This is a genomic window from Variovorax sp. LjRoot290 (assembly GCF_964253985.1).
Classification (GTDB): domain Bacteria; phylum Pseudomonadota; class Gammaproteobacteria; order Burkholderiales; family Burkholderiaceae_C; genus Variovorax.
The window spans coordinates 1539446-1564808 of sequence record NZ_CAXURW020000002.1; the positions used below are offsets into that span (position 1 = coordinate 1539446).

Annotated in this window: 29 protein-coding genes and 2 pseudogenes; 16 read left to right on the forward strand and 15 right to left on the reverse strand. The window is 65.3% G+C overall.

Annotated features, from left to right (window positions below):
- Window positions 1–134 precede the first annotated feature (134 nt).
- From ACSQ9A_RS36450 to ACSQ9A_RS36460, 3 genes are all read left to right on the forward strand, one after another.
- Window positions 135–839, forward strand: a complete 705-nt coding sequence (locus tag ACSQ9A_RS36450; RefSeq protein WP_436307581.1) for a ParB N-terminal domain-containing protein — start codon at window positions 135–137, stop codon at window positions 837–839.
- A 114-nt stretch (window positions 840–953) separates the two neighbouring features.
- Window positions 954–1229, forward strand: coding sequence for a hypothetical protein (locus ACSQ9A_RS36455; protein WP_436307582.1), 276 nt, complete (start codon window positions 954–956; stop codon window positions 1227–1229).
- A complete protein-coding gene (locus ACSQ9A_RS36460; protein ID WP_436307583.1) occupies window positions 1216–1359 on the forward strand; it encodes a hypothetical protein in 144 nt (47 codons plus the stop codon). Before ACSQ9A_RS36455 ends, ACSQ9A_RS36460 begins: the two co-directional genes overlap by 14 nt.
- A gap of 125 nt (window positions 1360–1484) precedes the next feature.
- On the opposite strand, the gene ACSQ9A_RS36465 is transcribed toward ACSQ9A_RS36460, so the two are convergent.
- Together ACSQ9A_RS36465 and ACSQ9A_RS36470 are read right to left on the reverse strand one after the other, a co-directional pair.
- Window positions 1485–2018 carry an H-NS family nucleoid-associated regulatory protein gene (locus ACSQ9A_RS36465; RefSeq protein WP_436307584.1) on the reverse strand — a complete coding sequence of 178 codons (534 nt, stop codon included), beginning with the start codon at window positions 2016–2018 and terminating at the stop codon, window positions 1485–1487.
- A gap of 128 nt (window positions 2019–2146) precedes the next feature.
- Window positions 2147–3172, reverse strand: coding sequence for a tyrosine-type recombinase/integrase (locus tag ACSQ9A_RS36470; protein WP_436307585.1), 1026 nt, complete (start codon window positions 3170–3172; stop codon window positions 2147–2149).
- Window positions 3173–3290: 118 nt separating this feature from the next.
- On the opposite strand from ACSQ9A_RS36470, the gene ACSQ9A_RS36475 reads away from it, so the two are divergent.
- From ACSQ9A_RS36475 to ACSQ9A_RS36500, 6 genes are all read left to right on the forward strand, one after another.
- Window positions 3291–3644, forward strand: a complete 354-nt coding sequence (locus ACSQ9A_RS36475) for a hypothetical protein (protein WP_436307586.1) — start codon at window positions 3291–3293, stop codon at window positions 3642–3644.
- Window positions 3645–3785: 141 nt separating this feature from the next.
- The gene (locus tag ACSQ9A_RS36480; protein WP_436307587.1) at window positions 3786–4148 is read left to right on the forward strand and encodes a hypothetical protein; all 363 of its coding nucleotides are present in this window, start codon (window positions 3786–3788) and stop codon (window positions 4146–4148) included.
- On the forward strand, window positions 4148–4468 hold the full coding sequence (locus tag ACSQ9A_RS36485) for a hypothetical protein (protein WP_436307588.1): 321 nt from the start codon (window positions 4148–4150) through the stop codon (window positions 4466–4468). The genes ACSQ9A_RS36480 and ACSQ9A_RS36485 overlap by 1 nt, the downstream gene beginning before the upstream one ends.
- A 454-nt stretch (window positions 4469–4922) precedes the next feature.
- A complete protein-coding gene (locus tag ACSQ9A_RS36490; RefSeq protein WP_436307589.1) occupies window positions 4923–5840 on the forward strand; it encodes a DMT family transporter in 918 nt (305 codons plus the stop codon).
- Between the two features lie 710 nt (window positions 5841–6550).
- A complete protein-coding gene (locus ACSQ9A_RS36495; RefSeq protein WP_436307590.1) occupies window positions 6551–9340 on the forward strand; it encodes a PAS domain-containing protein in 2790 nt (929 codons plus the stop codon).
- A complete protein-coding gene (locus tag ACSQ9A_RS36500) occupies window positions 9337–10080 on the forward strand; it encodes an EAL domain-containing protein (protein ID WP_436307591.1) in 744 nt (247 codons plus the stop codon). Before ACSQ9A_RS36495 ends, ACSQ9A_RS36500 begins: the two co-directional genes overlap by 4 nt.
- A gap of 305 nt (window positions 10081–10385) precedes the next feature.
- Here the strand turns inward: ACSQ9A_RS36500 and ACSQ9A_RS36505 are convergent, their stop codons facing one another.
- Both ACSQ9A_RS36505 and ACSQ9A_RS36510 read right to left on the reverse strand, forming a co-directional pair.
- Complete coding sequence (locus ACSQ9A_RS36505; protein WP_436307773.1) at window positions 10386–10733, reverse strand: hydroxyisourate hydrolase; 348 nt, start codon at window positions 10731–10733, stop codon at window positions 10386–10388.
- A gap of 39 nt (window positions 10734–10772) precedes the next feature.
- On the reverse strand, window positions 10773–11003 hold the full coding sequence (locus ACSQ9A_RS36510) for a hypothetical protein (RefSeq protein ID WP_436307592.1): 231 nt from the start codon (window positions 11001–11003) through the stop codon (window positions 10773–10775).
- A gap of 768 nt (window positions 11004–11771) precedes the next feature.
- Between ACSQ9A_RS36510 and ACSQ9A_RS36515 the strand changes: the two are divergent.
- Window positions 11772–11867: pseudogene (locus ACSQ9A_RS36515) on the forward strand (ABC transporter substrate-binding protein); the annotation flags it as partial.
- On the forward strand, window positions 11867–12043 hold the full coding sequence (locus ACSQ9A_RS36520) for a hypothetical protein (protein WP_436307789.1): 177 nt from the start codon (window positions 11867–11869) through the stop codon (window positions 12041–12043). The pseudogene ACSQ9A_RS36515 and the gene ACSQ9A_RS36520, both read left to right, overlap by 1 nt.
- Before the next feature lie 101 nt (window positions 12044–12144).
- On the opposite strand, the gene hpxZ is transcribed toward ACSQ9A_RS36520, so the two are convergent.
- From hpxZ to ACSQ9A_RS36575, 11 genes are all read right to left on the reverse strand, one after another.
- The gene (gene hpxZ, locus ACSQ9A_RS36525; RefSeq protein WP_436307593.1) at window positions 12145–12534 is read right to left on the reverse strand and encodes an oxalurate catabolism protein HpxZ; all 390 of its coding nucleotides are present in this window, start codon (window positions 12532–12534) and stop codon (window positions 12145–12147) included.
- A gap of 8 nt (window positions 12535–12542) precedes the next feature.
- Window positions 12543–13319 carry an ABC transporter permease gene (locus ACSQ9A_RS36530; protein ID WP_436307594.1) on the reverse strand — a complete coding sequence of 259 codons (777 nt, stop codon included), beginning with the start codon at window positions 13317–13319 and terminating at the stop codon, window positions 12543–12545.
- Entirely contained in the window at window positions 13316–14158 is an 843-nt protein-coding gene (locus tag ACSQ9A_RS36535; RefSeq protein WP_436307595.1) for an ABC transporter ATP-binding protein, read from the reverse strand. The genes ACSQ9A_RS36530 and ACSQ9A_RS36535 overlap by 4 nt, the downstream gene beginning before the upstream one ends.
- On the reverse strand, window positions 14158–15099 hold the full coding sequence (locus ACSQ9A_RS36540) for an ABC transporter substrate-binding protein (RefSeq protein WP_436307596.1): 942 nt from the start codon (window positions 15097–15099) through the stop codon (window positions 14158–14160). Before ACSQ9A_RS36540 ends, ACSQ9A_RS36535 begins: the two co-directional genes overlap by 1 nt.
- A gap of 49 nt (window positions 15100–15148) precedes the next feature.
- Window positions 15149–15688 (reverse strand): VOC family protein, encoded by a 540-nt coding sequence (locus ACSQ9A_RS36545; protein WP_436307597.1) that lies wholly within the window; start codon window positions 15686–15688, stop codon window positions 15149–15151.
- The gene (locus ACSQ9A_RS36550; RefSeq protein ID WP_436307598.1) at window positions 15685–16899 is read right to left on the reverse strand and encodes an FAD-dependent oxidoreductase; all 1215 of its coding nucleotides are present in this window, start codon (window positions 16897–16899) and stop codon (window positions 15685–15687) included. Before ACSQ9A_RS36550 ends, ACSQ9A_RS36545 begins: the two co-directional genes overlap by 4 nt.
- Window positions 16896–18323: an amidase gene (locus ACSQ9A_RS36555; protein ID WP_436307599.1), complete on the reverse strand. Its 1428-nt coding sequence runs from the start codon at window positions 18321–18323 to the stop codon at window positions 16896–16898. Before ACSQ9A_RS36555 ends, ACSQ9A_RS36550 begins: the two co-directional genes overlap by 4 nt.
- On the reverse strand, window positions 18320–19492 hold the full coding sequence (locus ACSQ9A_RS36560; RefSeq protein WP_436307600.1) for a ring-opening amidohydrolase: 1173 nt from the start codon (window positions 19490–19492) through the stop codon (window positions 18320–18322). The genes ACSQ9A_RS36555 and ACSQ9A_RS36560 overlap by 4 nt, the downstream gene beginning before the upstream one ends.
- 123 nt (window positions 19493–19615) lie before the next feature.
- Window positions 19616–20521, reverse strand: a complete 906-nt coding sequence (locus tag ACSQ9A_RS36565) for a LysR family transcriptional regulator (RefSeq protein WP_436307601.1) — start codon at window positions 20519–20521, stop codon at window positions 19616–19618.
- Window positions 20522–20692: 171 nt separating this feature from the next.
- Entirely contained in the window at window positions 20693–21346 is a 654-nt protein-coding gene (locus ACSQ9A_RS36570; protein WP_436307602.1) for an NrsF family protein, read from the reverse strand.
- Complete coding sequence (locus ACSQ9A_RS36575) at window positions 21343–21909, reverse strand: sigma-70 family RNA polymerase sigma factor (protein ID WP_436307603.1); 567 nt, start codon at window positions 21907–21909, stop codon at window positions 21343–21345. The genes ACSQ9A_RS36570 and ACSQ9A_RS36575 overlap by 4 nt, the downstream gene beginning before the upstream one ends.
- Window positions 21910–22109: 200 nt before the next feature.
- Here ACSQ9A_RS36575 and ACSQ9A_RS36580 point away from each other — a divergent pair, with 200 nt between their 5' ends.
- From ACSQ9A_RS36580 to ACSQ9A_RS36600, 5 genes and pseudogenes are all read left to right on the forward strand, one after another.
- The gene (locus tag ACSQ9A_RS36580) at window positions 22110–22427 is read left to right on the forward strand and encodes a BufA1 family periplasmic bufferin-type metallophore (protein WP_436307464.1); all 318 of its coding nucleotides are present in this window, start codon (window positions 22110–22112) and stop codon (window positions 22425–22427) included.
- Between the two features lie 14 nt (window positions 22428–22441).
- Window positions 22442–22891 (forward strand): annotated as a pseudogene (locus ACSQ9A_RS36585) (multinuclear nonheme iron-dependent oxidase); the annotation flags it as partial.
- Between the two features lie 8 nt (window positions 22892–22899).
- Complete coding sequence (locus tag ACSQ9A_RS36590) at window positions 22900–23355, forward strand: hypothetical protein (protein WP_436307604.1); 456 nt, start codon at window positions 22900–22902, stop codon at window positions 23353–23355.
- A 334-nt stretch (window positions 23356–23689) separates the two neighbouring features.
- Complete coding sequence (locus ACSQ9A_RS36595) at window positions 23690–23986, forward strand: hypothetical protein (RefSeq protein ID WP_436307774.1); 297 nt, start codon at window positions 23690–23692, stop codon at window positions 23984–23986.
- Window positions 23987–24347: 361 nt separating this feature from the next.
- Window positions 24348–25268, forward strand: a complete 921-nt coding sequence (locus ACSQ9A_RS36600; RefSeq protein WP_436307605.1) for a F510_1955 family glycosylhydrolase — start codon at window positions 24348–24350, stop codon at window positions 25266–25268.
- Window positions 25269–25363 lie beyond the last annotated feature (95 nt).

Sequence of the window (25363 nt, forward strand, 5' to 3'; positions counted from 1 at the left end):
CCAGTAGCTCGCGGAGTTGTCTCTCTAGACTCGTAGCCCTTCACGAAGGAGAGATCGAACGAGGTCGGCGAGCGCAATTCAGGGCGAGCGATCTGCTGAACAGGTCCGACGCATCGATCGCCGATGGCGTGCCCATGCAGGTGGCGTTGTCGTTGATCGACTTCGATCCATCGCAGCCGCGGCGTTCGGTCGATGAAAGGACCATCGCGGAACTGGCGGAGTCGATTCAGACGCACGGGGTGCTGGAGCCCGTGTCGCTGCGCCGGCATCCGGAGGCAGCGGGACGCGACATCGTGAACCGGGGGGAACGTCGCGTTCGCCGCGGCCAGGCGCGCGGGACTCGAAACGGTGCCGGCCTTCCTGGACGACCGGGTGGATCCGTTCGCCCAGGCCGCAGAAAACCTCCACCGCGAAAACATGTCGCCGTCGACCTGGCGCTGTTCATCGCGGAGCGCGAGAGGGAGGGGTATTCGCGCGCGGAGATTGCCCGCAGGCTCAACAAGCCTCGATCATTCATCACCGAGGCCGCGGGCCTGATCGACGCGCCGGCGCAGGTGCGGTCTGCATTCGAGACAGGACGTGTGGGTTGCGATACCCGGGTGCTCTACCAACTCGCAGCGGCGATGAAGAAACGACCGGCCCAGACCGTGGCGTTGCTGGAGGGCAGCGCAGCCATCACGCGCGGCAACGTCGATGCGATTCTTGGTCGACCACCGCCAGCTGAGTCGGGCGCAGCAGCGACTGCGGCGCCCGCCGCGGTTCGTTGCGACTCAAGGCGCACGACAACGACCTGGCAGAGATTCGCTTCGGCGATGGCTCTCGCGACCTCATCAATTTGAAAGAGCTCCGGCTCGTCTGCTGGGCGACGGAGGAATGAACCATGGACCACTTCAATATCGGCCGATCTCGATCTGTGACCGTGCCCCGCGCACCGCATTCCCATCGCGCTTCGGTTGCTGGAGATCTCGCTTTTCGTCGGTTGGCAGGTGGTGCGCCTCGCATGCTGCGCCTTGCTCGTGCTGATGGAGCCGCTTCTGCGCGCGACGTTCATGCCGATCGCATTCCTGGGGTTCCTGGTAACCCTGGTCTTCGGCTTCCTGATCGGCGACCCCCGATTTCCGCGCTGGGGCATGCTTGCGTTCTCGGTGGGGGCGCTGATGCTCTACTGGCTATTCCTGGGCCTGATGAGCCTCTTCATGACCTTGCCGCCCAGCCATGACCGTCATTGACAGCCACCTGCTCGAACGCGTCGCGCGCGAGCGGCGCTTCGATCCGCGGACATTGGAGATTGCCTGGCGGCATTTCATCGAGAAGGAACCGGTCAAGAAGTTGTCGGCCGAGTACGGCGTGAGCAGATGACCGAGCTGGCAGCGGAAGCGAACAAGTAGTCGATGGATCGGCGACCGCGAGGGCATCGGTAGTCGCGAGATCGACTGTTGACGCCCCTGCGCTGCCCATGGAGTGCCAGCGTCCTGGTCGCGTGGTTAACCCCGGAGGTCTTCCAGAGTCTTTCCGGCGGCCAGTGCGGCCTTCAGCCATCCGGGCTTGGGCCCCATCCCGCTCCAGGAATTGCCGGCATCATCCTTGTAGATCTTCGACGCGGCACGCTTCGCCTTCTTGCGGGCAGGGCGGGCAGCTGGCGCAACAGTCTCGCCGGACACGGTCTCCACGGAGACAGGCTTCGACTTCTTGCGCGATCCCACTCGGAATTCGTCGATCGACCGACCCGCCGTCAGCGCGTCACGAAGCCATTGAGGACGCGGTCCACGGCCTGCCCAGACGTTGCCGTTGCCGTCACTGAACTTCGCACCGGACTTGCCCGAAGCGTTCGTGGCCTTCTTCGGCTGAGCAACTGTCTTGTTCGTGCCAAGTCCCAGTTGTGCAGCCGTCAGGCCGTAGTGCGCAATCGCCACCTTGATGCGGTCGATGACACCTTTGACCTCACTGTTGCGCAGAGCTTCTGCCTGTCGTTGAAGCTGTTCGATCTGCTTCTGGATCTGCTTGTACGTTTGCGCCATGGATACTTCCATTGAATGAATAGAGGGCCGACTTTACTCGGTTGCCAATTGGAAGCTGATTAACTCCATTCGCCAGTCCACCAATGCGTCTGATTGATGGGTGCCCGTTCGACAGTGTGAATCAGATGCTAGACCACATCTTCGGGACTGCTCACGACTCTGCGGTATTTGCCCATGGCCTCTGGCTCGACCCCAAGCCACCGTGCGACCTGATCGGAATCTGTCCCGCGGCGCAGCTGCCGCAATGCAAAGGTATGCCGCAACCGGAACGAGCCGCCATCGCTGGCATCCAGACCTGCTTCCTCCAAGACCTGCCTGGCGGCCTTGTACTGCGCGTCCTTACTCCAGGGCTTGCCGCTGCGGGTCGACGGAAAAAGGAAATTGCCCAGAATGCGAGCTTCCGTGCGGACTTGGAGCCAGTGCTGCAGCAACTCGCCCGCCCAGGGGGCGATCGGCGTTTCGCGTGCAGGCGAATTGCCGTTGCCCGGCACCGCGACTTTCCATGGGCGTTCGCGCACGCGGCCACCGCGCGATGTCGGCGCATCGAGGGTCAGCGCGCGAACATCGCCCGGTGCCAGGCCCCCGCCCAATTGCAGCGCAACGGCCACTCGATTGCGCAGCTGCTGCCAGGTGAAAGCCAGATGACTGTCGCGGCGTGAGCCCGACAGACCCGGGCGAGGTCGCGCATCCGACAAGAACGTGATCAGGTGCCGCGCCTCGGCCACCGACAAGAACTCAGGCAAGGGGTCGGCCTGCGCGGCTTCGGCGTACCGGATCTCCGGATGGGCGTCGATCCAGTCGCTCGCCGCCGTGTTCACGGGCTCGCCGGTCTCGGCGGCATGGTGGCGCAGCACCCGGTCGATCAGGCGCAGCAGGCGAAGCGCGTGACGCGGGGTGAGCGACAGGTCGGCGCTTTTCATGCCGAAGCGCGCCGCCTGGAACGCCTGCAGATCGCGGACATCGAGAGACGCCAGCGACACGGCCGGGGATTGTCCGAGGCACCAGGCCGTGAAGCTGCCCCACATGTCTCGGTAGACCTCGATGGACGACGCCTGACGCAGGGATCCAACGGCGCGCTGGTCCTGCAACCATCGCTCAAACGCCAGGCGATGAACGGCGAGGGGCGACTCTTCGAAGAGGGAGAGAGAAGACATTGAAATTACGCTAACGGCGAGGGGAGTGATTTTGCCTAGCTGGGTGGGTTTTGTCACTGTGCAATGGAATGTGCGCGTGCTTGCTGGTCGCTAAGTTGGTGCGCCGTTAGTGTATTAATTGCGGGGCAAGGGATGGGACCCGGCCTGGGGTTCCGGGCTCGAACTCTGGGACAAGAAGCAGGACCGCTGCGTGACCACCGTGCAGCCCGAGTTCGGCCGCACCATCGTGCTGCCGCACGGCCCCGCGAGCTACCACGGCCACACCAAGCCGCTGCAGGCGCCGGACGGCCGGCCGCGCCGTTCGGTCGCCGCCTACTACTACACCAGCCCGCTCGCCGGCAAGCAGCACGGGGACGAATCGGCCTCGGTCTTCATGAAGACGCACCGCGTCGACCGCGTCAAGGCGCTGGCCCGCATGCTGACGCCCCCTGTGGTCTGGCTGCTGGCGCGAAAGGTCAGCGGGCGCGCCTGAGGAGCGGACCCGGCGCTGCCCCGCAGGACGGGGGAGATGTCAGTCTTTCGACTTCGGGACTTCCCCGAGTGTGCGACAGTCCTACGCCAGCACTGGCAACTCCCGACACCCTCGGCCGGTCGCGCTGCAGCAAGATGAATCATGAGACATCTGTGGTTAATGGCCAGGGTGATCGTGATCATCGTGCTGACACCCTTGGTCGCGATTGCGGGCTTGGCCATGGGCCAGATCTACGCCGTGCTGGTGCTGCTGTCGCTGCCGTTCCTGTTGGCGTACGAACTGATCCAGCGGAAGGCCGAAGAAGCCGCCCTGGCCGAGCGCGAACTGGATCTGCTGCAGATGACCTACCCAGACGTTCCGCGGCACATGCTGCGGCAAGCCAGGCGGGAAACTCTCATGCAGGAGGGCGGACATGAAGTAGACGCGCGGCAGTTGGAGCGCGATGCGACAGCGGAGATGTGGGCCGACACTGCAGGGCAACGCGCTCCAGACCTGTCGCGCTGATGCGCTCGCTCGCCGAAGCGTTCGACGGCCCCGTGCTCAACGCGCGCACACGCCTCAATCATCCTTGCGAGTCGCTTGGCGACCTGGCATTCAGTTTCCATCGTCGTGCTCGCATTGACGCAATGAAAGTGGCCGTAGTTTCTGCTGCGGCCAACATCCTGGGTTCCTGGATCGAGGCCGCGGCGCTGCTGCCACTCGAAAGTCGTGCAGGTCTTTTCTGCCAATGGCATGCGCCTGCTGTCCCGCAGACAGTCCGGTTTGGTCATTCACGGCTACCTCCACGCGCGGTCGCACATTGTCGAATTGCTGAGCTGGTATAAGCGTCGGAAACGCTGCCGCGCGCAGCTCGCTCGACGAATTCGAAGACCCCCCCGACACCCGCTTACCGTCAGCACCGGGGCCGTAGACGCGAACGCTTCCTAGGTCCGGCCCGGCGGCACATGAAAGATGGAACTTGAAGTCGCCCCCATCGTCCGAAATGGGGACCAAGTGCGATGGCAGCCCGTCGAGCGGCAGGTTCCTGAGCAGCGCTCGAACGTCAGTCCAATAGGGCGGCTTATTCCCACGTCCTCACAGGTGTCCTTTTGGTGATAGGCCGCCATCATCGCGGATCGCGCGATTGACACACCCTACAAGGCCATCACCTGGCGCACGGCCAGGTCTGGGGCCGCGCGGGACAAAGCACACTAACATTGCGGGCGACCAGCGGCTGGTGTTGGTCGTTCCTGCCGCTCTCGCAAGACGGCACCCCCGGGCCGAGTGCAAGTCTGAGCAATGAGCAACAAGAGCAACAAGAGCAAAAGGATTCGCGGCACCGTCGAGATGGTTGCCGCCATGCTGATTTCGGGGACGATCGGGTGGTTCGTCGTTTTCTTCGGGCAGCCCGTGATCCAGTTGCTGTTTTGGCGCTGTGTCTTCGGTGCCGTGACGCTGCTGATCGCATGTTTCCTCACGAGAACGTTGGTCGGCCCGCTGACGCTCAAGCAAGTCGGTTGGGCCGCCCTCGGCGGTGTGGCCATCGTCCTCAACTGGCTGCTGATCTTTGCCTCGTTCTCGCGCGCGTCGATTTCCGTCGCGATCGCGGTCTACAACACACAGCCTTTCATCCTGGTCGGCCTCGGCGCGATCTTCTTCTCGGAGCGCATCACCGGCACCAAGCTCGCGTGGCTTGGCATCGCATTCGCGGGCGTACTGCTCATCGTCTATGCCAGACCTTCAGCGGCAGCCTACGCCGGGCCCCCAAGCGCGTATATCGCCGGAGTCCTGATGGCGCTCGGCGCTGCATTCTTCTACGCCATCGCGGTGATCGTGACCAAGAAACTGGGCGATACGCCGCCGCATCTCATCGCGTTGATCCATGTCTGCGTCGGCACCGTCATGATCGCGCCCTTCGCGGACCTGACGTCTCTTCCGACCGACTATCGGGCCTGGCGCGATTTCGTGGTGATGGGCGCCGTATACACAGGTCTGGTCTTCGCGCTTCTGTACGGCGCGATCCAGAAGCTGCCGACGCACTCCGTAGGTGCACTGTCCTTCCTCTATCCCATCTTCGCCATGGTCGTGGACTTCGTCGCCTTCGACCATAGGCTCAAGCTGTTGCAGTTCGTCGGCTCGGTTGCCATCCTGATCGCCGCTGCCGGAATGACCCTCGGGTGGTCCCTGCATCGAAGGAAGACTACTTCGCACACCTGAGCTTGGAAGGGGGCCGCCATGGGAGCGGCGGCTGGGCGCGACATCATGACTCTCTTCGTCGCCGCTCGAGTAGTTCACGTTGATGGCCGCGATCGGAATTCTGGCGTGTCCCGGCTCGCCGGAGCCGGCGTTCCACTCGGGAAGTACAACCAGCTCCGAGTGACCCGGGAGTCTTCCGAGTCGAAGCGTCCCTTGGACACCCCTTCTAGGAACCGGTCACGCATCGCAGCGGGAAGCGGCAGTTCAGCAGTGCACGGCCGCCGCTATGACGTACATAGATCTCAATTGGGTGGTCCATCACCGCAGTCTATTCAGCCGAACAATGGGTAGGAAAACTTCCCGCGCCATAGGCTCTGAAAAGGTGTTCCCCTCTGCTAACCGTTGGGACCAGCCTGCTCCCCCTCCTTCCGGTGGATTCATGCAGCGCTTTCGATCTTGCAATGAATGCTTTAGTAAACGCTGAAGGATTGGCTGGCCGAGAAGTGCAGCCGGGGGTTGAACGGCACTGGCCGACAAAACGCCGCCCCTCGAAGCAATTGCGTCGTGACAACGCAACTTCATTCACGCTCGTGCGATCTCTGGTCGCTCACGCACGCGTGCCGGGCGGGCTTTTATGAGTATGCTGGCCGAGGCGTTGACCCGATGACCAGAGCGAAGCGACGCTTCCGGGTCTGCGGCATCGAGCTGCGGCTGTTCTGACCTGAACTCACATGATGCGCCTCCCTGTCCTTCGCCTCTCTCGCCTCGGCCTCCGCGCCCGGTTGACCGTGGGCGTGGTTGCCGTTGTCCTGCTGACGACGCTGGGCGTCGCCACCGCCGCGCTCTACTTTGTCAAGCGCCACATGCAGGAGGACATCGCCAACGAACAGTTCGAGCGGATTTCGGCCATCGCCGATGCAGTGGATCAGAAGTTCTTAAGCCGGCGCACCTTGCTCAAGACCTTCGGCAACAGCGTCGAGGCACAACACATTGCCGACAGCAAGCTGCTGCAGGACTTTGTTATGCAGCACAAGTCGCTGAAGGAGGCCTTTGACAACGTCGCCTTTGTCGACAGGAACGGCGACCTTGTGGCCAACCTCAACGGCGCGGACAAAATCGGCAAGGTCAATATCAAAGACCGTGAATACTTCCTGCGGACGGTCGCTGCCAAGGCGGGCGTCATCTCGCAGCCCTACCGGAATCGACTCAACGGTCTGGCGCAGATCGCGATGACGGAGCCGGTATTGAACAGCCAGGGTGAAGTGGTCTATGTCATCTCCGGCGCCATCAGTCTCAAGGAGCAGAACTTCCTGGGTGAACTTGCCAACATCAAATTTGGCAAGAGCGGATACATGTTCATCGCCAATACGGATGGCATTGTTATCGACCACCCTCGCAAGGACCTGATTCTGCAAAGTGTGAATGCTGAGGGAGGCCGCAATCCTGCGCTGGACCGCGCCATCGCCGGATTTGAGGGTACGGCCGAAGCCATGAATCGCGTTGGCGTGTACGGGCTCTATGCATTCAAGCGCAGCAGCCAGACCAACTGGGTGCTCGGGGGCATTTATCCGCGAAGCGAGGCCTTTGCCCGGATCGAAGAGATCGAACGGTACACCTGGGCGGGCGCGCTGCTCCTGACCGTGCTGGTGGGAGGCCTCGCCTTCGTGGTCATGCGCTCCCAGCTCATGCCCTTGTCACAGCTGCATGAACACATGCAGGTTTCGCGCGCCGTCTCGAACTACGCCCCCTTGGAGCAGGTCGGCCCCAAGGACGAGATCGGCGATCTTTCGCGCACCTTCGATTCGCTCATGCTGGAGCGCCAGATCGCCCACGAGCGGCTGCGGTCGAGCGAACGGTTCTTGCGCGATGTGACCGACAACCTGCCGGCCGTCGTCGCCTACTTCGATCGCCACCAGGTCTGCCTCTTCGGCAACAAGGCGGGACTCGCCATGCGCGGCAAGACGAAGGCCGACATCGGCACCCTGACGATGAAGGAGTCGCTGCCGGAGGCGGTCTACAAGCAACTGGAGCCGGAGATTGCCAAAGTGCTGGCGGGGACGGCGACGCGCTACGTGGGCACCTACGATCGCAATGGCAAGGAGGGTTTCTTCGAGTGCCATCTGGTGCCCGACATACGCCACGCCGGCGAGGTGTTCGGCTACTACGTGATGACCTTCGACGTCACGCGCCAGAAGGTGGCCGAACGCGAGCGGGCTGCGGGCGAGGCTCGCATTCGCACCATCACCGATAACCTCCCGGCACTGGTCTCGCACGTGGATGCATCGTTGCGCTACACCTTTGTCAACGCACATGTGCGGGCGCTGCACGACAACGCGGAGCTGGTGGGCCAGAGCATGGCCGATGTGCGTGGAATCGAAGACTTCAGGACGGTCGAACCCTATGTCCGCCGCGTGCTCGCCGGGGAAGCAGTGACGTTCGAGAAGAAAGGAGACCCTGCGCGCGGGGTCGGCCAGAAGTGGTTTCAGTCCCACTACATTCCCGATCGCAATGCGGAAGGCGTTGTGCAAGGCTTCTATGCAATGACTTTCGATGTGACCGAGCGCAAGCTGGCCGAGATCCGCAGTGCCGAGAGCGAGAAACGCCTGCGCGGGCTCACCGACAACGTGCCGGCGCTCCTGACCGAGCTGGACCTCGACGAGCGGGTGGTATTCTGCAACGGCAGGTACCTGACCTGGCTCGGCATCCCGCCATCTTCGATGATGAACCGGCCCATTCGGGAGGCCGTTGGTGACGCGCACTACGAGATGCGCAAGCCGCTGCTGGCGCGCGCGTTTGCCGGCGAGGAGGTCTCCTTCGAGCAGACGGCCAAGCTGCTGGTCGGCGAGCGAACCCTGCAGACGACCTACCTGCCGCAGAGGAATGCAGAGGGCGAGGTCGTCGGCCTGTACATCCTGGCGAACGACGTCAGCGACCTGAAGCAGAAGCAGATGCAGCTGGACACCCTCGCGCGTGAAGACGCGCTCACGGGCCTGCCGAACCGCCGGTCCTTCGAAGAGCACGTGCGCGAGGCATTCGCCAGATCCCGGCGGTCCCGCCTTCCGGTCTGTCTCATGTTCCTGGACATCGACTACTTCAAGTCAATCAACGATTCGCTGGGCCATGCAGCGGGCGACGCGGTGCTCAAGGAATTCGGCCGTCGGCTCAAGGAGAGCGTGCGTGAGACGGACATGGCGGCGCGCTACGCCGGCGACGAATTCGTGGTCCTGCTCGAAGGTGTCACCGATGCCGACGAAGCGCGGCTGGTTGCCGGCAAGGTGATCAGTGCGATGCAGCCGGTATTCCACCTTCCGAGCCGCACCTTGCAGGTGACGACCAGCATCGGTGTCGCGATCTCGGAGGGGGATGAGGACTTTCCTGCGCTGCTGGCATGCGCCGACTCGGCGCTGTACGCGGCCAAGAAGGAGGGAAGAAACCGATTCATGATGGCCGCGTCGAGGTCCGAAACGCAGCAAGCCCGGTACGGATCCTCATTTGCGAGGCGGGAGCAGTTGGTCCAATGAAAACCGAGAACATCACCGAGGCCGCCGGTTCTCGCATCGGGCCGGACTTCACCATCGCGTTCCAGCCCATCGTGGACCTCGAGCAGCGAGACATCTTCGCGCATGAGGCGCTTGTTCGAGGCATTCACGGGGAAGGGGCCTTCGAGGTGCTCGGCAAGGTGCAGGCGCGTCATCGTTTTGCTTTCCACGAGACGTGCCGCGTGAGGTCGATCGAGATGGCATCGGTGCTCGGCATGCAATCGAGGCTCAGTCTCAATGTCATGCCCAACGACATTGCAAGGCCAGCGGAATGTTTCCATACTGCCATCCGCACGGCCGAGCGAGTGGGCTTTCCCGTCGATCGCCTGATGTTCGAGATCACGGAGGGCGAGCCGTTCAAGGACCTGCGCGAACTGGCCGCGACGTTCGAAACCTTCGAGCGCTTCGGGTTCACCTCGGCCATCGACGATTTCGGTGCGGCCTATGCAGGCTTCGAACTGCTGGCCGCTTTTCAGCCGGATATCGTCAAGATTGACATGAGCTTCATTCGGGACATCCACCTCAGCGCCGTGCGCTTCACGATCGTGAAGGGGTTCGTCGCGACGTGCGACGAACTCCAGATCAAGGTGATCGCGGAAGGGGTGGAGACCCGGCAAGAGGTCGATTCGCTCCGAAGCCTCGGCGTGAAGTTGTTCCAGGGCTACCTATTTGCACGTCCTGGCATAGCCATGCTGCCGAATGTTGCCTGGGATGCGGCCTGAGCTTAGCGCTGCGCGATGCCCATCGGCGCCAGCAGACGGGCGCGCGCGATGGCCTGCTGTCGATTGCCCATGTCACCCGTGACTGGTGTCGACGTCGCCGTGCCGTTGGCGAGGGTCGTCACCGGAGGACCGAGATGGGCGAGGCCGTCAGGGCGCAGTCCTGGCCCACCCTCGCTGCGGGCTCAGAGGCTTCGTAGGTCTCGGACATCGGCTTCGGGCAGCGTGGTTGCACTGTCAGAGCCCAACACCACGGCCAGCAAGGCATTGCACGCCCGCTGATCGGTCCGCGGGACAGAAAGCCGGACCTATGCGCCGCCGCGGAAGCAGGACGAGCCCCACGGCGTCAGCTTCACGGGCAGGTGGTAGTGCTGCGACATATCGGCCAGGCCGAAGCGAAATACCTGCACGCCCATGAACGCGGGCTCGGGCAGCTTGACGCCTCTTGCGCGGTAGTACTCGGCCACGTGCAGGCGCAGTTCGTAGAAGCCGATCTCGAACAAGGACTCGCGGCCTTCGATGCCGCCGACCACGCCATTGCTGCGGACCTTGCCCGAGGCCACGTCCGTCCAGCCGTGGACGGACGGTGAGCGGGTTGTGGTCCGCGACTGCAGGGTCGTCGAGGAACAGTGGGACGAGCGACAGCAGTTCGACATCAAGGGGCTCAATGCAAATCGCGAGGCCACGTGCGTCCTCTACATCGCCTTCAGCCGCAGAGTTCCGTCAGCGGTCTGATACGTGTCCTCGCCAGTCCGCTGAACGATGCGTCCTGTCGTGAGACGGTACTCGGAACCAACCTCGTCTCCGGGCGCTGCTTGGCTGTCGTCAGCTTCAGGGTCCAAGTGGACGGTGTACCGCAACACAACGTGCCGCTTCCCGACCTGGTCAACAACCTTGATCTGTTCTGCCGCCTTCTTTTTGGGCATGCAACTTCCTTCGAATGCGAAATCAAAACCTTGTGCTCTAGGGCGATCTGGATCCACCGCTTCCAGCCACCGAGCAACCCGAATTCGGCTGCCTCTTCAGTGTGTGGCCGGTGGTAGGCGCGTAGTGGGACGTCCGCGGCCTGGAAGACTTCGAATGCGAACCGCGAGTAAGACGGATTCGTTCGACGACGGTTCACAACTTCCGAGCACTCCTCATATCAGCGGTGAATCGTGCGACCTCGCGAGATTCTGGCAAGAGTTCTGCTGCGGCTTCGCATCGGGCTTCCGAGAACCGCCGACGCGCGATGCATGCGCAACCCAAGACCGACTCGATTGTCAGGCCTGGTCTGCATGGCCATCGAAGCAAGTGACACACAGCTTGCGTACCATGTGCATTCGGGTTGCCACCTTGGCGAGCGCATCAAACCGAACTGATTATCTCCTCCAACCTCTTGGTGGAATTAATCCGGGGGTGCAAGCCCCGGGGGTCTTTCTCGCATCGATCCGCTGCGTGACCGTTGCGAACCAGACTTGCAGCGCATGGGGGAGGGCTTGCGCGGCCCTTGCGTTTTGCAGACCGCCGCAAGCACATCGGCAGACGCGGCTGATCTTCTGGCCGCACACGCTAGTCGCGGATCCAAAGTTGCATGATTGACAAGCGTCCGCTCGACGTTTGCCAGGGCCCTACGAGGCTCGGCACACTCGCCTCCTTACGACGTAATGCACCGCTTTGCAGCTCTGTTTTTGAAACCATTCCGAAGCAAAGACGACTGGAACCACGACGACGCCTTCAAGGTCTCCCAGGACTACCTCACGCGCTTCAAGGAGATCGACGCCATCTGGGCCGCCGACGACCACATGGCATGGGCGCGACCACCGCCACCAGCCACGCGGGGGCCACCGGCGACTTCGGCTCCAGCTACCGGAGAGAAAGCACCTCGACCTACAAGCCGCCGATGATGGGCCGAACCACCGTGGCATTCGTCATGGAGGCGAATTGGGTCGGCCCGTCAAGGCCTGCCAGAAGCCCGGCGACCTGATCATGCCGGGTGGCCGGAAGATAAACGTGCTCGAGATGATAAAAAGTCAGACGAAGAAATAGCCCTCAGGCTTTCGCCACGCAGCCGGCACGCGCCCGGCCCTAGCCCACCAGGCTCACGTGCGCGGACACCACGCGCCAGCCCTCCGGCAGGCGCGTCCAGGTCTGGCTCTGGCGGCCCGTGCGGTCGCTGCCTGTGCGCTTGAACTCGACGTTTGCGACCGCGAAGTCCTGCCCGAAGGTGGTAATCGACGTCGCCGTGATCTCGCGCTCGAGGTTGACCGCCGGGCGGCCCTGGCGGAACGCGCGTATCGCGTCGTAGCCATAGAGGTTCTCACCCGCGCCGTAGCGCAGCGTGTGCGGCGAATCCCAGAAGAGCCTGTCAAGCACCGGTACGTCGTTGGTGACGAGCGCACGCTCGTACTCGGCGAACACGGCTTCGACTTCGGCGAGCACGGCGGGCAGGTTGATGTCGGTCATGGGAACGGTCATGGGCTGGTCTACTTTCCGCCCCAGTGAACGAAGCGCCGCTCCACCACCAGGAACACGAGGTTCATCACATAGCCGAGCAGGCCCGCCGCGAAGATCGAGGCGTACATGTCAGGCATGTCGAAAATGGTTTGCGCATTCATGATGCGCTGGCCGAGGCCGTCGGTGGAGCCGATGAACATCTCGGCCACGATCACAATTACCAGCGCGATCGACACGCCCGAGCGCATGCCGACGAACACCTGCGGCATCGATTCGAGCAGGATCACGTCGGTCAGCACGCGCCAGCGCGGTGCACCCATCACCTTGGCCGCGAGCTGGCGCTGCTTGCGCGCGCTCATCACGCCGTAGGCGACGTTGAACAGGATGGCCAGCGCCGCGCCGAAGGCCGCGACCGCGATCTTGGTGGCCTCGCCGACGCCGAACAGCACCAGGAACAGCGGGAACATGGCCGAGGCCGGCGTCGAGCGGAAGAAGTCGATCGCGAATTCGATCGATTCGTAGATCTTCTCGCTCGACCCCAGCACGATGCCGAGCGGCACCGCGATCACGAGCGCGAGGCCGAAGGACGTGACGGTGCGCACGATCGTCTTGAAAAAGTCGCCCCACAGCGTGCCATGGGCGAGGCCGTTCCAGAAGGCGGCGAGCGCTTCGAGTGGCGAGGGCAGCAGCACCGGGTCGACCGCACGCGTTGCATGCACGAAGGCCCAGAGGCCGATCAGCGCGGCGATGCCGAACAGCGGGCGCAAACGCGCGCCGAAGGTGTTGGCGCGATGGGCGAGGCTCATGGCTTACGCACCTCCCGCTGGAACACGTCCAGCGCGCGGGTCTTGGTGGCGATGAAGGCCGGCGTGATCGTGGTGTCGGCCGTGCGCGGGCGCGGCACGTCGAAAGGCAGTTTCTCGGCCACGCGCGTGGGCCGCTTGGTCAGGAGCAGCACCTCGTCGGCCAGCAGCACGGCCTCGTCGAGGTCGTGCGAGACCAGCAGCGTGGTGGTCCGGCGTTCGGTCAGCACCTTCTGCAGACGCTCGCGCAGGAACATCACCATCTCGTAGTCGAGCGCGGAGAAAGGCTCGTCGAGAAACAGCACCTCGGGGTCGACCACCAGCGCCCGCATGATCGACACCAGCTGCTGCTGGCCGCCCGACATCTGGTAGGGATAGCGCTGCAGGTCGAGCTTGACGTCGAAGCTCTCCATCAGCCTGTCCATACGCGCCTGCTGCTCCACCTTCGACAGGTTCAGGTACTGCAGCGGATAGCGGATGTTGTCGATCGCGCGCAGCCACGGGAACACCGCCTCGCGGTAGTTCTGGAACACGTAGCCGATGCGCGTCTCGCGCGCCTCCTTGCCCTCGAACAGGATCTGTCCACTGTCGCAGGGCAGGATCCCCGCGATCATGTTGATCAGCGTGCTCTTGCCGCAGCCGTTGGGGCCGAACACCGACACGATCTTTCCCTTTGGAATGTCGAGGTCGAAGTGGTCGTAGATGGTCGCGTCCTGGAAGCGCTTGGTCAGCCCTCGGATCGTGATGTGCGTGCCCCTCGGGTACCAGCGGTGCGAGGCGTCGGCGTCCGCAGCCTGGGGCGCGGCGGTGCCGATCGGCAGGTGGGGACTCATGGCGCGCATCAGAAGGCCCGCACCAACGCCTTGCCGTCGATCTTGTCCTTGACCACGCCCAGCTCGGTGCCGATGTCGAGGAACTTCTGGAAGTCCCCGACGTCCGCGGGCGTCATGTCCTTCGCCATCACGATGCGCGGGAGCGGCACCGTGGCGGCCAGCTCGGGCGGCACCTTCATGCCCTGCACCAGGTAGCCGCGCGCGCTGCTGTCGGCCTGCGCGTCCTTCACGCCGCGAGCCCATGCGGCGGCGAAGCGCCTGGCCACATCAGGCTTGTCGATCATGAACTTGCCCGACATCACGGCACCGGCCGCGAAAGCCGAAGCGCTCTTGTTGCCCAGCAGATGGGTGGAGATCACGCCGGCCTCGATGCGCTTGCCGATCTTCTGCGCCACCATGATGGTGGCCGACGGCTCGAGGGTGTAGCCGCCGTCGAAGTTGCCCGACTGCAGTGCGCCCAGGTGCACGCCGATCTGCTGCTCCTGGATCGTGAAGTCCTTGCCTTCGACTAGGCCCACCTTCTTGAGCACCGCGCGTGCCGCGCCGATGTTGGCCGGGCCAGGCGCCGAGAAGAGCTTGAAGCCGTTCTTGAAATCCTTCAGCGTCCGGGCCGGGCTGTCGGCCTTGACGACGAACTGCTCGATCATGTGCTGCGCGTTCTGGCCGTTGAGCGAGATGTACTTCAGCGTGTTGGGCCGGCGCGATTCCATATTGGCGCCTTCGAGCGTCACCAGGTTCGCCGCCGCGTCGATGCCGTTCGATACCAGCGCCTGCACGGTCAACGGATGGCTGGTCATGGGCACCTCCTCGATCTCGAGGTCGGCCTCCTTGAAGTAACCGCGGTTCACGGCCACGTAGAACGGCAGCGCCGCGCTCGAGGGGAACACGCCGACCTTGATCCTGTCGGCCGCCTGGGCCGGCAGGGCCAACGCGGCGAGGACGAACGCCATGGCGCCGGCGAGAAGGGCGCTGGCACGAAGGGGCGCAGCGAAAGGAAACTCAGGGCGTGACATCGTGGGGTTCTCCGGAACGAGGTGGCTGGGTCAGGGCGGGATAGGAAAGCGGATCGAAGAAGGAACTGCCGGCGCGGTATACGCGCGCGGCCGACATGTCGGGCGGCGCGCCGTCTTCCACCGCGCCTTCGAAGGTGAGTTCGAGCTGCACGCCGCTCGGGTCGTAGACGAACAGTTGCCACAGCGTGGTGCCGGGCACGAGGAATTCGCGCCAGTCCAGCCACGCGGCGCGAAAGCGCGCGACGTAGGCGTGGTAGCCCGAGCAGGCCAGCGACACGTGGTCGATGGCGCCGCTGCCGTGCGGCACGTGGCCGCTCCCGCCCAGCGCCGGGCCGCCGGCATAGAGGTGGATGATGGCCTGGCCGCCCGGTTGCCCGCAGGCAAGCCACGCGCCGGGGTAGCCGAAGTCGGGCCGCGCGATCTCGCGCAGGCCAATCACGCCGGTCCAGAAGGCGCGGGTGCGATCGAGATCGGCGGTCTTGATCGCGAGATGAAACAGCCCGTGGGTGATGGCGGCGCTCGTCATGGCGCAGGCACCGTTTCGCGTTCGCCCAGCGATACATCGCGGAACAGCGTGGAAAGATCGCCGAGAAACCCGGGCCCGGTTTTCCAGCGCGTACCGGCCACCGGGTCGGCGCCGGCCAGCATGGTGTCGGTGGCCGTGATCGACAGTGCCATCGCGAAGCGGATGCGCTCGCGCCGCGCGGCGTCGACCAGCGCCAGCCAGTCGCGCGGCGCCAGGCGGCCCGCGCGGATCTCGCGCTCGAGGATCAGCGCCGCGGCGCAGGCATCCTCCATCGCCTGGGTCGCGCCCTGGCCCAGCGTGGGCGCCATGCCATGGGCGCTGTCGCCCAGGTACATCACGTTGAAATCGGCTTCGCCGAACAGCACGTCGGACTCCTGCATGCGCGCCCAGTGGCTGTGCGGCAGGTTCGCGCACATGGCGTCCATCAGCCATTGCACCTGCGCGCTCGGCACACCCTGCGCCGGCTGGTACGTGGCGCGCATCGTGGCTTCGGTCTTCCATTCGTCGCGCAGCGGCGCACCGGGTTCGACCGGGTAGGTCGCCGCGATGTAGACATGCCCTGGCGGCACGCAGAAGGCCAACAGCCGGTGCGGGCCATTGAACCACTGGCCGTAGTCGTCGATCAGGCCGCCGCTGGTGTCGGGCACCAGCGTGCGCAGGATCGCCACGCCCACGTGGCGCGGCTCGGGCAGGCCCGAGAACACGGCGCGGGTAGCGGAATAGCGGCCGTCCGCGCCGACCAGCAGATCGATGTCATCGATGCGGTGCTCGCAACCGCCCTGCGTGTAGCGCACGGCGGTGCGTCCGCCGCCGCCCGCGGCTGCGGCGATCGATGCGATCTCGCAGCCGTACCGGATCGCCGCGCCCGCGCCTTCGCGCAGCACGCGGTAGAGCTCCGACCAGCGGATGCGGATGCCGGGGTTGTCCGCCACCTCGGACAGCAGCAGGTCGAACAGCACCGTGCCGTCGGTCAGCGCGATCTGCCAGTGCTTCCACGGCAGGCTCGCGGCCTCGACCTCGGCGGCCAGCGCCGCGTCGCAAAGGTGCAGCGCCTTGACCGCGTTGGGGCCCACGTTGAGGCCCGTGCCGGCCTCGGAATGGTCGTCGGGGCCGACGCGCTCCAGACAATGCAGCTCGACGCCGGGCAGTCCGGCGAGCCGGCGCGCCAGGATGGCACCGGCCACGCCGGCACCGATGATCACGATCTTCATGCGGATAGGATCTCGCTGAGAGGCGCCACCGCGGCAAGCGCGGGACGCCGGTGTTGCCAGGGATGGCGTTGTTCGAAGGCATGGCCGATGGTGCAGAGCAGCGCATCGCTGCCCTGCGGCCCGACGAGCTGGAAGCCGATGGGCAAGCCGTCCACGCCAGGCTCGGCCGGCAGGTTCAGTGCCGGCAGGTTCAGTGCCGGCAGGCCGGCAGCGTTGACGAAGGCAGTGAAGACCGCATGTCCGCGCGCACCGACCGCGCAGCCGGCAATCTGCGAGGGATGGCTGCGCGGCGCCGCCCAGGGCATCGCGGCGCAGCTCGGCGTGAGGATCAGGTCCCACGATTCGAACACCCGCGCCATCGCGGTGCGCACCTCGCGCTGCAGCGCCTGCGCGGCGAACAGGTCGACGGCCGAAAGGCGGCGGCCGGCCGCGAGCAGCTCGGCCATGGCGGGCGACAGCAGGCCTTCGTCGCCCGCGCGATCCCGCAGCACGGCGGCCAGCCCGGTCGCGCTCAGCACCGGCCAGGCTTCGCGGTTGAAGCGGGCGACGGCATCGGGCGCTTCGGCTTCGAGCATCACATGGCCCATCGCGCGCAGCCGGACGGCCACCGCATCGACCTGGTCGGCGATGGCCGCGTCCACCGGACTGCCGGCGATGGCGCGCCAGTACGCGATGCGTTGCGGGCGCGGCGACGGAGCGGCAAGGTCGATGGTGTGCATGGCGGGTGCGAGCACCTGCAGGATGCGTACCAAGTCCGCCGTGGTGCGCGCGATCGGGCCGATCACTTCCAGGCCCGGCAGCATTTCGGGCAAGCCGTCGGCACGCGGCACCGCATCCCACGTCGGCTTCAGGCCGATGAGCCCGGTGTAGGCGCAGGGCCGACGAATCGAGCCGCCGCCATCGGTGGCGAGTGCCAGCGGCCCGATGCCCGCAGCCACGGCCGCCACCGCCCCGCCGCTCGAACCGCCGGGGGTGAGATCCAGGTTCCACGGGTTGCGGGTGGTGCCGGAGAGCGCGTTGGCGGTGTAGCCCTGTAGCGTGAACTCGGGGATGTTGGTCTTGGCGAACAGAATGGCGCCGGCCGCGCGCAGGCGCGCCACCGGCGCTTCGTCGCGCTCCGGCCGGTGGTCGGCAAAAAGACGGCTGCCCCAGCAGCAGGGAAAGCCTCGCACCGGGATGTTGTCTTTCACGCTCACCGGCACGCCATCGAGCACGGACAGCGGCGTGCCGCGTCGCCACCGCGCCTCGCTTTCCCGCGCCGCGCCCAGTGCCACGCCATCGTCCCGGGCGACCACCGCATGGATCCGCGGGTTCACCGCGTCCAGCCGCTGCAGCACGCTGCGCATCGCTTCGACTGGCGATAGCGTGCCGTCGCGATAAGCCTCGGCCAATGCGCCGGCATCGAGTTGCCAAAGCTCTTTCATGCTGTGTGCGCGATCACCGCGATCAGTCCGCCGCCATCCGGCCCCTGGTGCTCGGCACCGCCCGAAACGAAGATGCGCGCGTCGCCCAGCACGCCGGCCACCATGCCGCCGACCGCGCCGCGGATGTGGCGTTGGGCGTTGATGTCGGTGTCGTCGAGCATGGTGTGGCGTGCGCCGCGCACGCGGCCGCGGCGGTCGGGCTCGCACTTGACGAACACCGCCGCCACGCGCGCCGCGTCGGCCGGACTCAGCTGGGGCGCCGCATCCATGCCCAGCGGCCGCAGGGCCTCGGCCACGGCACCGATGTCCAGCGCGTCGCGCATCGGTGCGCAGGCCATGCGCAGCGTGCCTTCCCATGCCGCGCTGTGGCCGAGCACGATCACCTCGTTGGCCTCGACCTCGACGCCCGACGAAATGCTCGCGCGGCCGGAGAAGCGTTCGAAGTCGCGGAACATCGCGGTCTCCAGCGCCGGGTCATCGGGCAGTTCGCCCAATGCGATCGCCACGCCGAAAGCGCCGGCTGCGCGCGCCGCCGCCATCGAGCGGCCCGAGTCGGTGGTCAGCACCGTGTGTCCGGCCGCGGCGGCGGCCTGCGCGCGCGCGGCCGTCACGCAGGGGCATTTGACCTGCACGAAAGCCACGTCCTCGACGCGAGCGATGCCGGCGTCGCGCATCGCCTCGCGCACAGCGCCGGTGACTGACGCCACCTGCGCCCAGCGCCCGACATGCTGCGCGGGCAGCGGCGCGCTGACGGCCGTGCCGATCGCCAGCGCACCCGGGCCGGGCCCGGCGGCCGCGTCCGCTGCGGGCCGTCCGGTGCGGGCGAACACCACGTAGTGCGGGCTCAGTACACCCTCGGTGCCGCCCGACAGGATGCAGGGCAGCTCGCACAGCAGTTCGGCGGCCGGGCGGCCCAGTCGCGTGGCCAGCAGGTTCATCAGCGTCTGCATGAAGTAGCCGCGCGTGAAGTCGTTGACGCCGCCATTGCCTTCAGTCTTGCCGATCACGGCGACCAGTTGTCCGGGCTCGAGCACGCCCTGGTCGAACAGCGCGGCGAGCGCCGAGAGGTCACCCGGATGCGCCATCGACAGCCGGTGCACGGCGAGGCGGGGCCGCGTGGCGGCCTGCGTCGGCGCGATGACTGGGGGGAGGAGGGTGTTGGCGTCCATGGATGCTGCGGTGCAACAGATGAACGCAGTATGGGCAGCGGGGGTGCAAACTTCCAGCGCAATGTTTCGCTCGGACCGAGCGTAAATTGTGTGCAGTGCGTGGTTCGCCGCATGCGCGGCTGCTCAGCCCGGCAGCGCCGCCAGCCGGTTGACCAGCGTTTCCATGAACGAGAGCGTGGCGATCGGCAGCATGCGGCCGGCGCGCGCCGCCAGCACCAGCTGGCTGTGCGCCAGCGCCCGGTCCGACAGCGGGATCGACACCAGTTCGCCGCGCCGCACCTCGTTGAGCGTTCCGATCTGGAACTGGAAGCTGATCGCGCCCGTCTGCCGCGTGAACTCCTTGAGTGTCTGCACGGTGCTGGCCTCCAGCGCGATCTGCAGGGCGATGCGCGAGCGCGCCATCACGTCGTCGAGCAGCCGTCGGCTACCGAAGGACCGGTCGCCCAGCGCCACGGTGTACTTCTGGCAATCGGCCAGTCGCAGCGTGGCGTGCTTCGCAAGTGGGTGATCGGGCCGCAGCATCGCGCACAGCGGCTGCGCGATCGCGCTGATCACGCGCAGCGTCTCCGACGGCTGGGGGTCGTGCACCAGGATCAATTCGACATCATCCGCCATCAGCGCCGCGACCAGGTTGCCCGTCACGCCCGAGACGATCTGGAACTGCACGCCCGGGTGCGTCTGCTGGTAGTGCGCGATGGTGCCGGGGATCAGGTCGGTTGCGACCGATTCGGCGCAGCCGATGCGCACCGTGCCGCGCACCAGTCCGCGCAACTGCTCGATCTGCGACTCGGCCGAGCGCATGTCGGCCATGCTGCGACGCACCGCGGTGATCAGCACCTCGCCCGCTGCCGTGAGGCGCACGCCGCGTGGCAGGCGCTCGAACAGCGGCGTGCCGATGTCGGACTCGATCTCGAGGATCTTGCGGTTGAGCGCGGTCGAGGCCACGTGCAGCTTCTCCGCCGCCTTGCGGATCGATCCCGCGCGCGCGACGGCATCGAGGTAGACGAAGTGACGGGGCGGGTGCAGCATGGGTGGTGGCGAAGATTGTTCCACGGGGGCTCTACCATGCCGCGCCGTGCGGCCGGGAATCACCCGCATGACGACGAACCCACTGCAAGCAATGCCGGCAACGGCGAAGTGACATGAGCATTTGCCAGCGGGAGCAGCCCGCTGGAAGACGATCTACAGGAGCCGGTGGACTCACACGTAGGCCGCGGGGACGACCAGCCGAGAAGCCAACAAGCGGCCCAGTGCGACGATGAGCGCCGCGGTGCCCAGGTTCCAGACCAGGATCATCACGGTTGCGTCCAAGCTGTGAAAAATCGACATCGCCGTGGCGCTCATCGCGCCCACGGCCAGGCTTCCCGTCAGCGAGACTGTGCTCGCCGACAGCACCGCCCCGTGGCGCAGCATGGCGAACATGGCGAGCGACAGCGGCAGACTGATCATCAGCAGGGTAGCGAAACATCGCGCCGTCTCGCCGAACTGGACACCATCGGGGCCGATGCTGACCCAGTTCACCAGACATCCGTACCCGACGGTGCCCACCCACGCGAGCAGCGCGGGCACCGGCAGCAGGGCCCAGCCGCGCGATCGGTCGGGCAGGTTCAGCTTGAACGATGCGATGGCCGCCAGCACGCCCGTCAGCAGCGCGGCAGCGGTGCCGACGATGAAGTCCGGCTGCTCCAGTCGCTGCGCAAGGTCGGGGCGCACGCCGTGGCCCACCGCCAGCAATCCGAAGATCAGCGCCGGCAGCAGCAGCCACAGCGCCGCCCGCAACAACGGCGGCCGCAGACGGCGCACCGGCCGCGCATCGGCCACCAGCGCTTCGATGAGATCGCTCGTCTTGATCATGATCCGCTGCCGGGTCCGTTGAGTAGCTTGTGCAGGTTCTTGATCCCGCGGTGAGCCGCCACCTTCAAGGCGGCGATCGACATTCCGCTGACCGTGGCGGCCTGGCGCAACGACATCTCCTGCAGTTTCAACAACTTGATTGCCTCACGTTGCCCCGGCGGCAGGCGCTCCACCGCCTCGCGAACGGCCACCAAGTCGGCACTTTCCTCAGGGTAGTTCGCTTCGGTGACCACCAAGGTTTCATGTCCGGGGGCCAGCGGTGTCTCGTGCTGTGTGGCGCGGCCCTGGCGGCGCAGCCGGTCGACCATGCGCCGATGCGCAATCGCCACCAGCCATGGGCCGAAGGGGCGGCCCGGATCGTAGGTATGACGGATGGAATGAACGGTGAGCAGGACATCCTGCACCGTGTCTTCGACATCGCTGCGATCGCGATGCGCCTTCACCGCCAGCGAGCGCAAATACGGCGTGATCTCGTCGAGCAGGCGTCGATAGGCCTCTCGATCACCCGCCTGGGCGCGCGCCATCAAGATGGACCAGTCGAACTCGCGCACCACGACGGGCATTTCGCTCGGCGACGTTGTGTGAGGGACGAGCCTCAACGCAGGGTTTCGATCACGGTTGCTGCTCACGCAACGCACGATAGCCCTCAACGCGGTCCGCCGGGGCGACTATTTTTCTTTCGCGGTGCGTAACCTTTCGCCGCCCTCGGACGAACCTTTGAGTGTCGGTCTCGACCCGAGGCCTTAACGCGAGAGGTGAAACCATGACTCATCAAGTGTTCGCAGGTTCAGCGCTGTCTACCGCGCTCGGACTGGTGTTGGCCGCATCGGGGATGGCGGCCCAGGCGCAAGGCATGGACATGAGCAAGGCGCCACAGGCCGTCAAGGACAACATGGCGCGCATGGAGAAGAACAAACTGGAGAAGTGCTACGGCATCAATGCCGCCGCCAAGAACGACTGCGCCGAGGGCAAGCACTCCTGTGCCGGCCAGTCCACGCAGGCGCGCGACCCCAAGTCCTTCGTGCTGCTGCCGGCGGGTGACTGCGCCAAGATCCAGGGCGGAAGCATGAAGTCGAGTTGAGCGCGGTGGCGGCCATGCGCGACGAACGCGGCGCGGTGCCGGCCGCCGCGGGGATCGGGCTGCGCTTCCAGCACCACGAGGCCGTGCTCGAGACACGGCCCGCCGTCGCCTGGCTGGAGGCGCATACCGAGAACTACATGGGCGGCGGCGCGCCGATCCGCACGCTCGAGGCCATCCGGTGCGACTATCCGGTGTCCCTGCACGGCGTCGGCCTGTCGCTGGGCAGCGCGGACGGGTTGGACGCCGCGCACCTCGAACGCATTCGGGATGTCGTGCGCCGGATCGAGCCGGGGCTCGTGTCCGAACACCTGTCATGGAGCGTCGTCGGCGGTACCTATCTGGCCGACCTGTTGCCGCTGCCGATGACCGACGAAGCGCTCGACCTCGTCTGCCGCCATGTCGACCAGGCCCAGACCTGTCTGCAGCGCCAGATCCTGATCGAGAACCCATCGACTTACCTGCGCTCGCCAGTATGATCAGCCAAGACGAGCAGATGGTGCGTGCGGCATCTCTCGCGATGGATCTAACCGCCTGGTTCGTGATCCTGCCGCTGAGTCTCGCCTCGCTGACAACTGGGCTGATTCAAGCACTGGGTACTGCGTGGGGCTTGTTTCGGCACTATTGGATTCTTTTCAAACTCCTACTAACCGCCGTTGCCACCGGCGTGTTGCTGTTGAAGCTGCAGCCAATTAGCTACCTGGCCGACGTGGCGGCAGAGGCGACATTTTCCAGCGCCGACCTCATTGGGCTGCGAACCTCCCTCGTGGTCCACACCGGAGGTGGGCTATTGGTGTTGCTCGCGGCCGTCACGCTGGCGGTATACAAGCCGCGGGGCATGACTCGGTACGTGTGCGAAAGCAGCGCGAACAGGGCAACGCCAGGGCAGGGTCCGACCTCGGGTCGACCACGAGCACGCCACTCTGGGTGAAAGTCTTTGGCGGAATTGTCATCGTCCTGATCCTGATGGTTGGTGTCATGTTGCTTGGCGGCGGCCATGGCCCAGGCGCCCATGGCTAACAAGGCGCTGCACCGGACGGCAATTCCGCTGCGCACCAGCGCGCCGGTGAGCTTTGGCGTTGTGCCCCACCTTCGCTGCCATGAACTCGCTTGAGCTGAAGGTCCCTCCTGCCGCGGCGCTGCTTTTCGGCGTCCTCATGTGGCTCGTGTCCTCGCTGGTCGCGCCGGCTGAAGTGCCGTCCGGCCTTCGCATATCGGTTGCCCTTTTTCTTGCTTCGGTTGGCCTGGTTTTCGGCGTCTCGGGCATGGTCTCCTTCTGGCGAGCAAGAACCACGATGAACCCAATCAAGCCTATGGCTACATCGTCTCTGGTCACCAGCGGTGCCTTTCGCCTCACACGCAATCCCATGTACCTCAGCCTTCTGCTCTACCTGCTTGCGTGGGTCGCGTACTTGTCAAACTGCTGGCTTTGCTTCTGCCGGTGTTCGTGCTCTACGTCAACAAGTTCCAAATCAAGCCCGAGGAGCGCGCGTTGTCCTCGCTCTTTGGTCCACAGTACGCCGCATACAAGAAGAGGGTTCGCCGGTGGCTGTGAGGCATAGCCGTTCCCATATGGACTCCGTCTCAACCGCAAGAAAGCTGCCCGATATTGACGGCTTGAGGGAAGCGCCCGCACGGGCATCTCTAGCGAGCTCCCAACGGAATCCAGCGCCCGCCCAAGTTCACGATCGCCTTCATAGGGGCCGTTCGTCGGCGACCTCCCATCGTCGTTCGGCCACCGCCTGCTTGTAGTTCCGTAGCACCTCCAGCTCGAAAGTTTTGCAAACGTCGAATCTGTGCGCCGTCGCAACACCTCAACGATGGCTTGTAGCCGCGCGCGACGGCACGAAGCTGGTTTGCGTGGCGAGGAACTGTTCTACCTGCCGATACACAAATCATCATGACGAGGACCGGAGGCCTCAGATGATTCGTGCGAGCCTCGCCCAACGACAGACTCTCCACGCCTGGATGCTCGCATGCGCACTTGGCGTCCTCGCGGCGCCGCCGGTTCGCGCCGGCCAACCGGTGACCCTGACTCACGTCCACGGGCTGTCCTATAGCGCTGACGGAAAGCAGCTCCTGATCCCCAGCCACCATGGCCTTGCCGTGTACGCGGACGGGCATTGGTCCAAGGCGGAGGGGCCGGCGCACGACTACATGGGCTTCTCCGCCACGCGCGATGCGCTGTACAGCAGCGGGCACCCGGCGCCGGGTTCCGAGCTGACCGATCCCTTTGGCCTGATCAAGAGCAGCGACGGCGGCAAAACCTGGCAGCAGCTCGGGCTCACGGGCGAGTCGGACTTCCACATACTGGCAACCAGCTTCGCGACCAACGCCGTGTACGTGGCCAACAAAGAGGCAAACACCCGCATGAGCCAAGTCGGCATCTACCACACGCGGACCGACGGCCTCAGGTGGCGACGCGCCGCGGCCAAGGGACTGGGGCGCTGGCTCCATAGCCTGGCCGTGCATCCCACCAACGCTGCCGTCGCCGCCGCGGGCACGGACGAGGGACTCTATCTGTCCCGGAATTCGGCGGAGAGCTTCGAGCGGCTGGTCGGCGGCATGGTGACTGCCGAAAGCTTCGATCTGGATGGGCAGCACTTGTGGTTCAGTACCTATGCCGACAAGGCGGTGCTGGCGAGGATCGTATTGAAGGCCAGGGCCAAGGCCGAAGAGGTGCCGATCCCAGCGCCGACAGACGATGCTGTGGCGTACATCGCGCAGAACCCTGTTCGGCGCGAAGAGATCGCGATCGCCACCTTCAAGCGAAGCGTGTTTCTCAGCAAGGACCAGGGTCGGACCTGGACGCAGATCGCGAAGGGCGGAACGACCCATGAGTGACTCGACGCCACGCCGGCGGCCTCCCGCATCGACGGTTAAGGGTGGCGCGTGCCGCCCAAGCGGTTCGGCAACCGGCACACTGTCTAGTCGTTGTG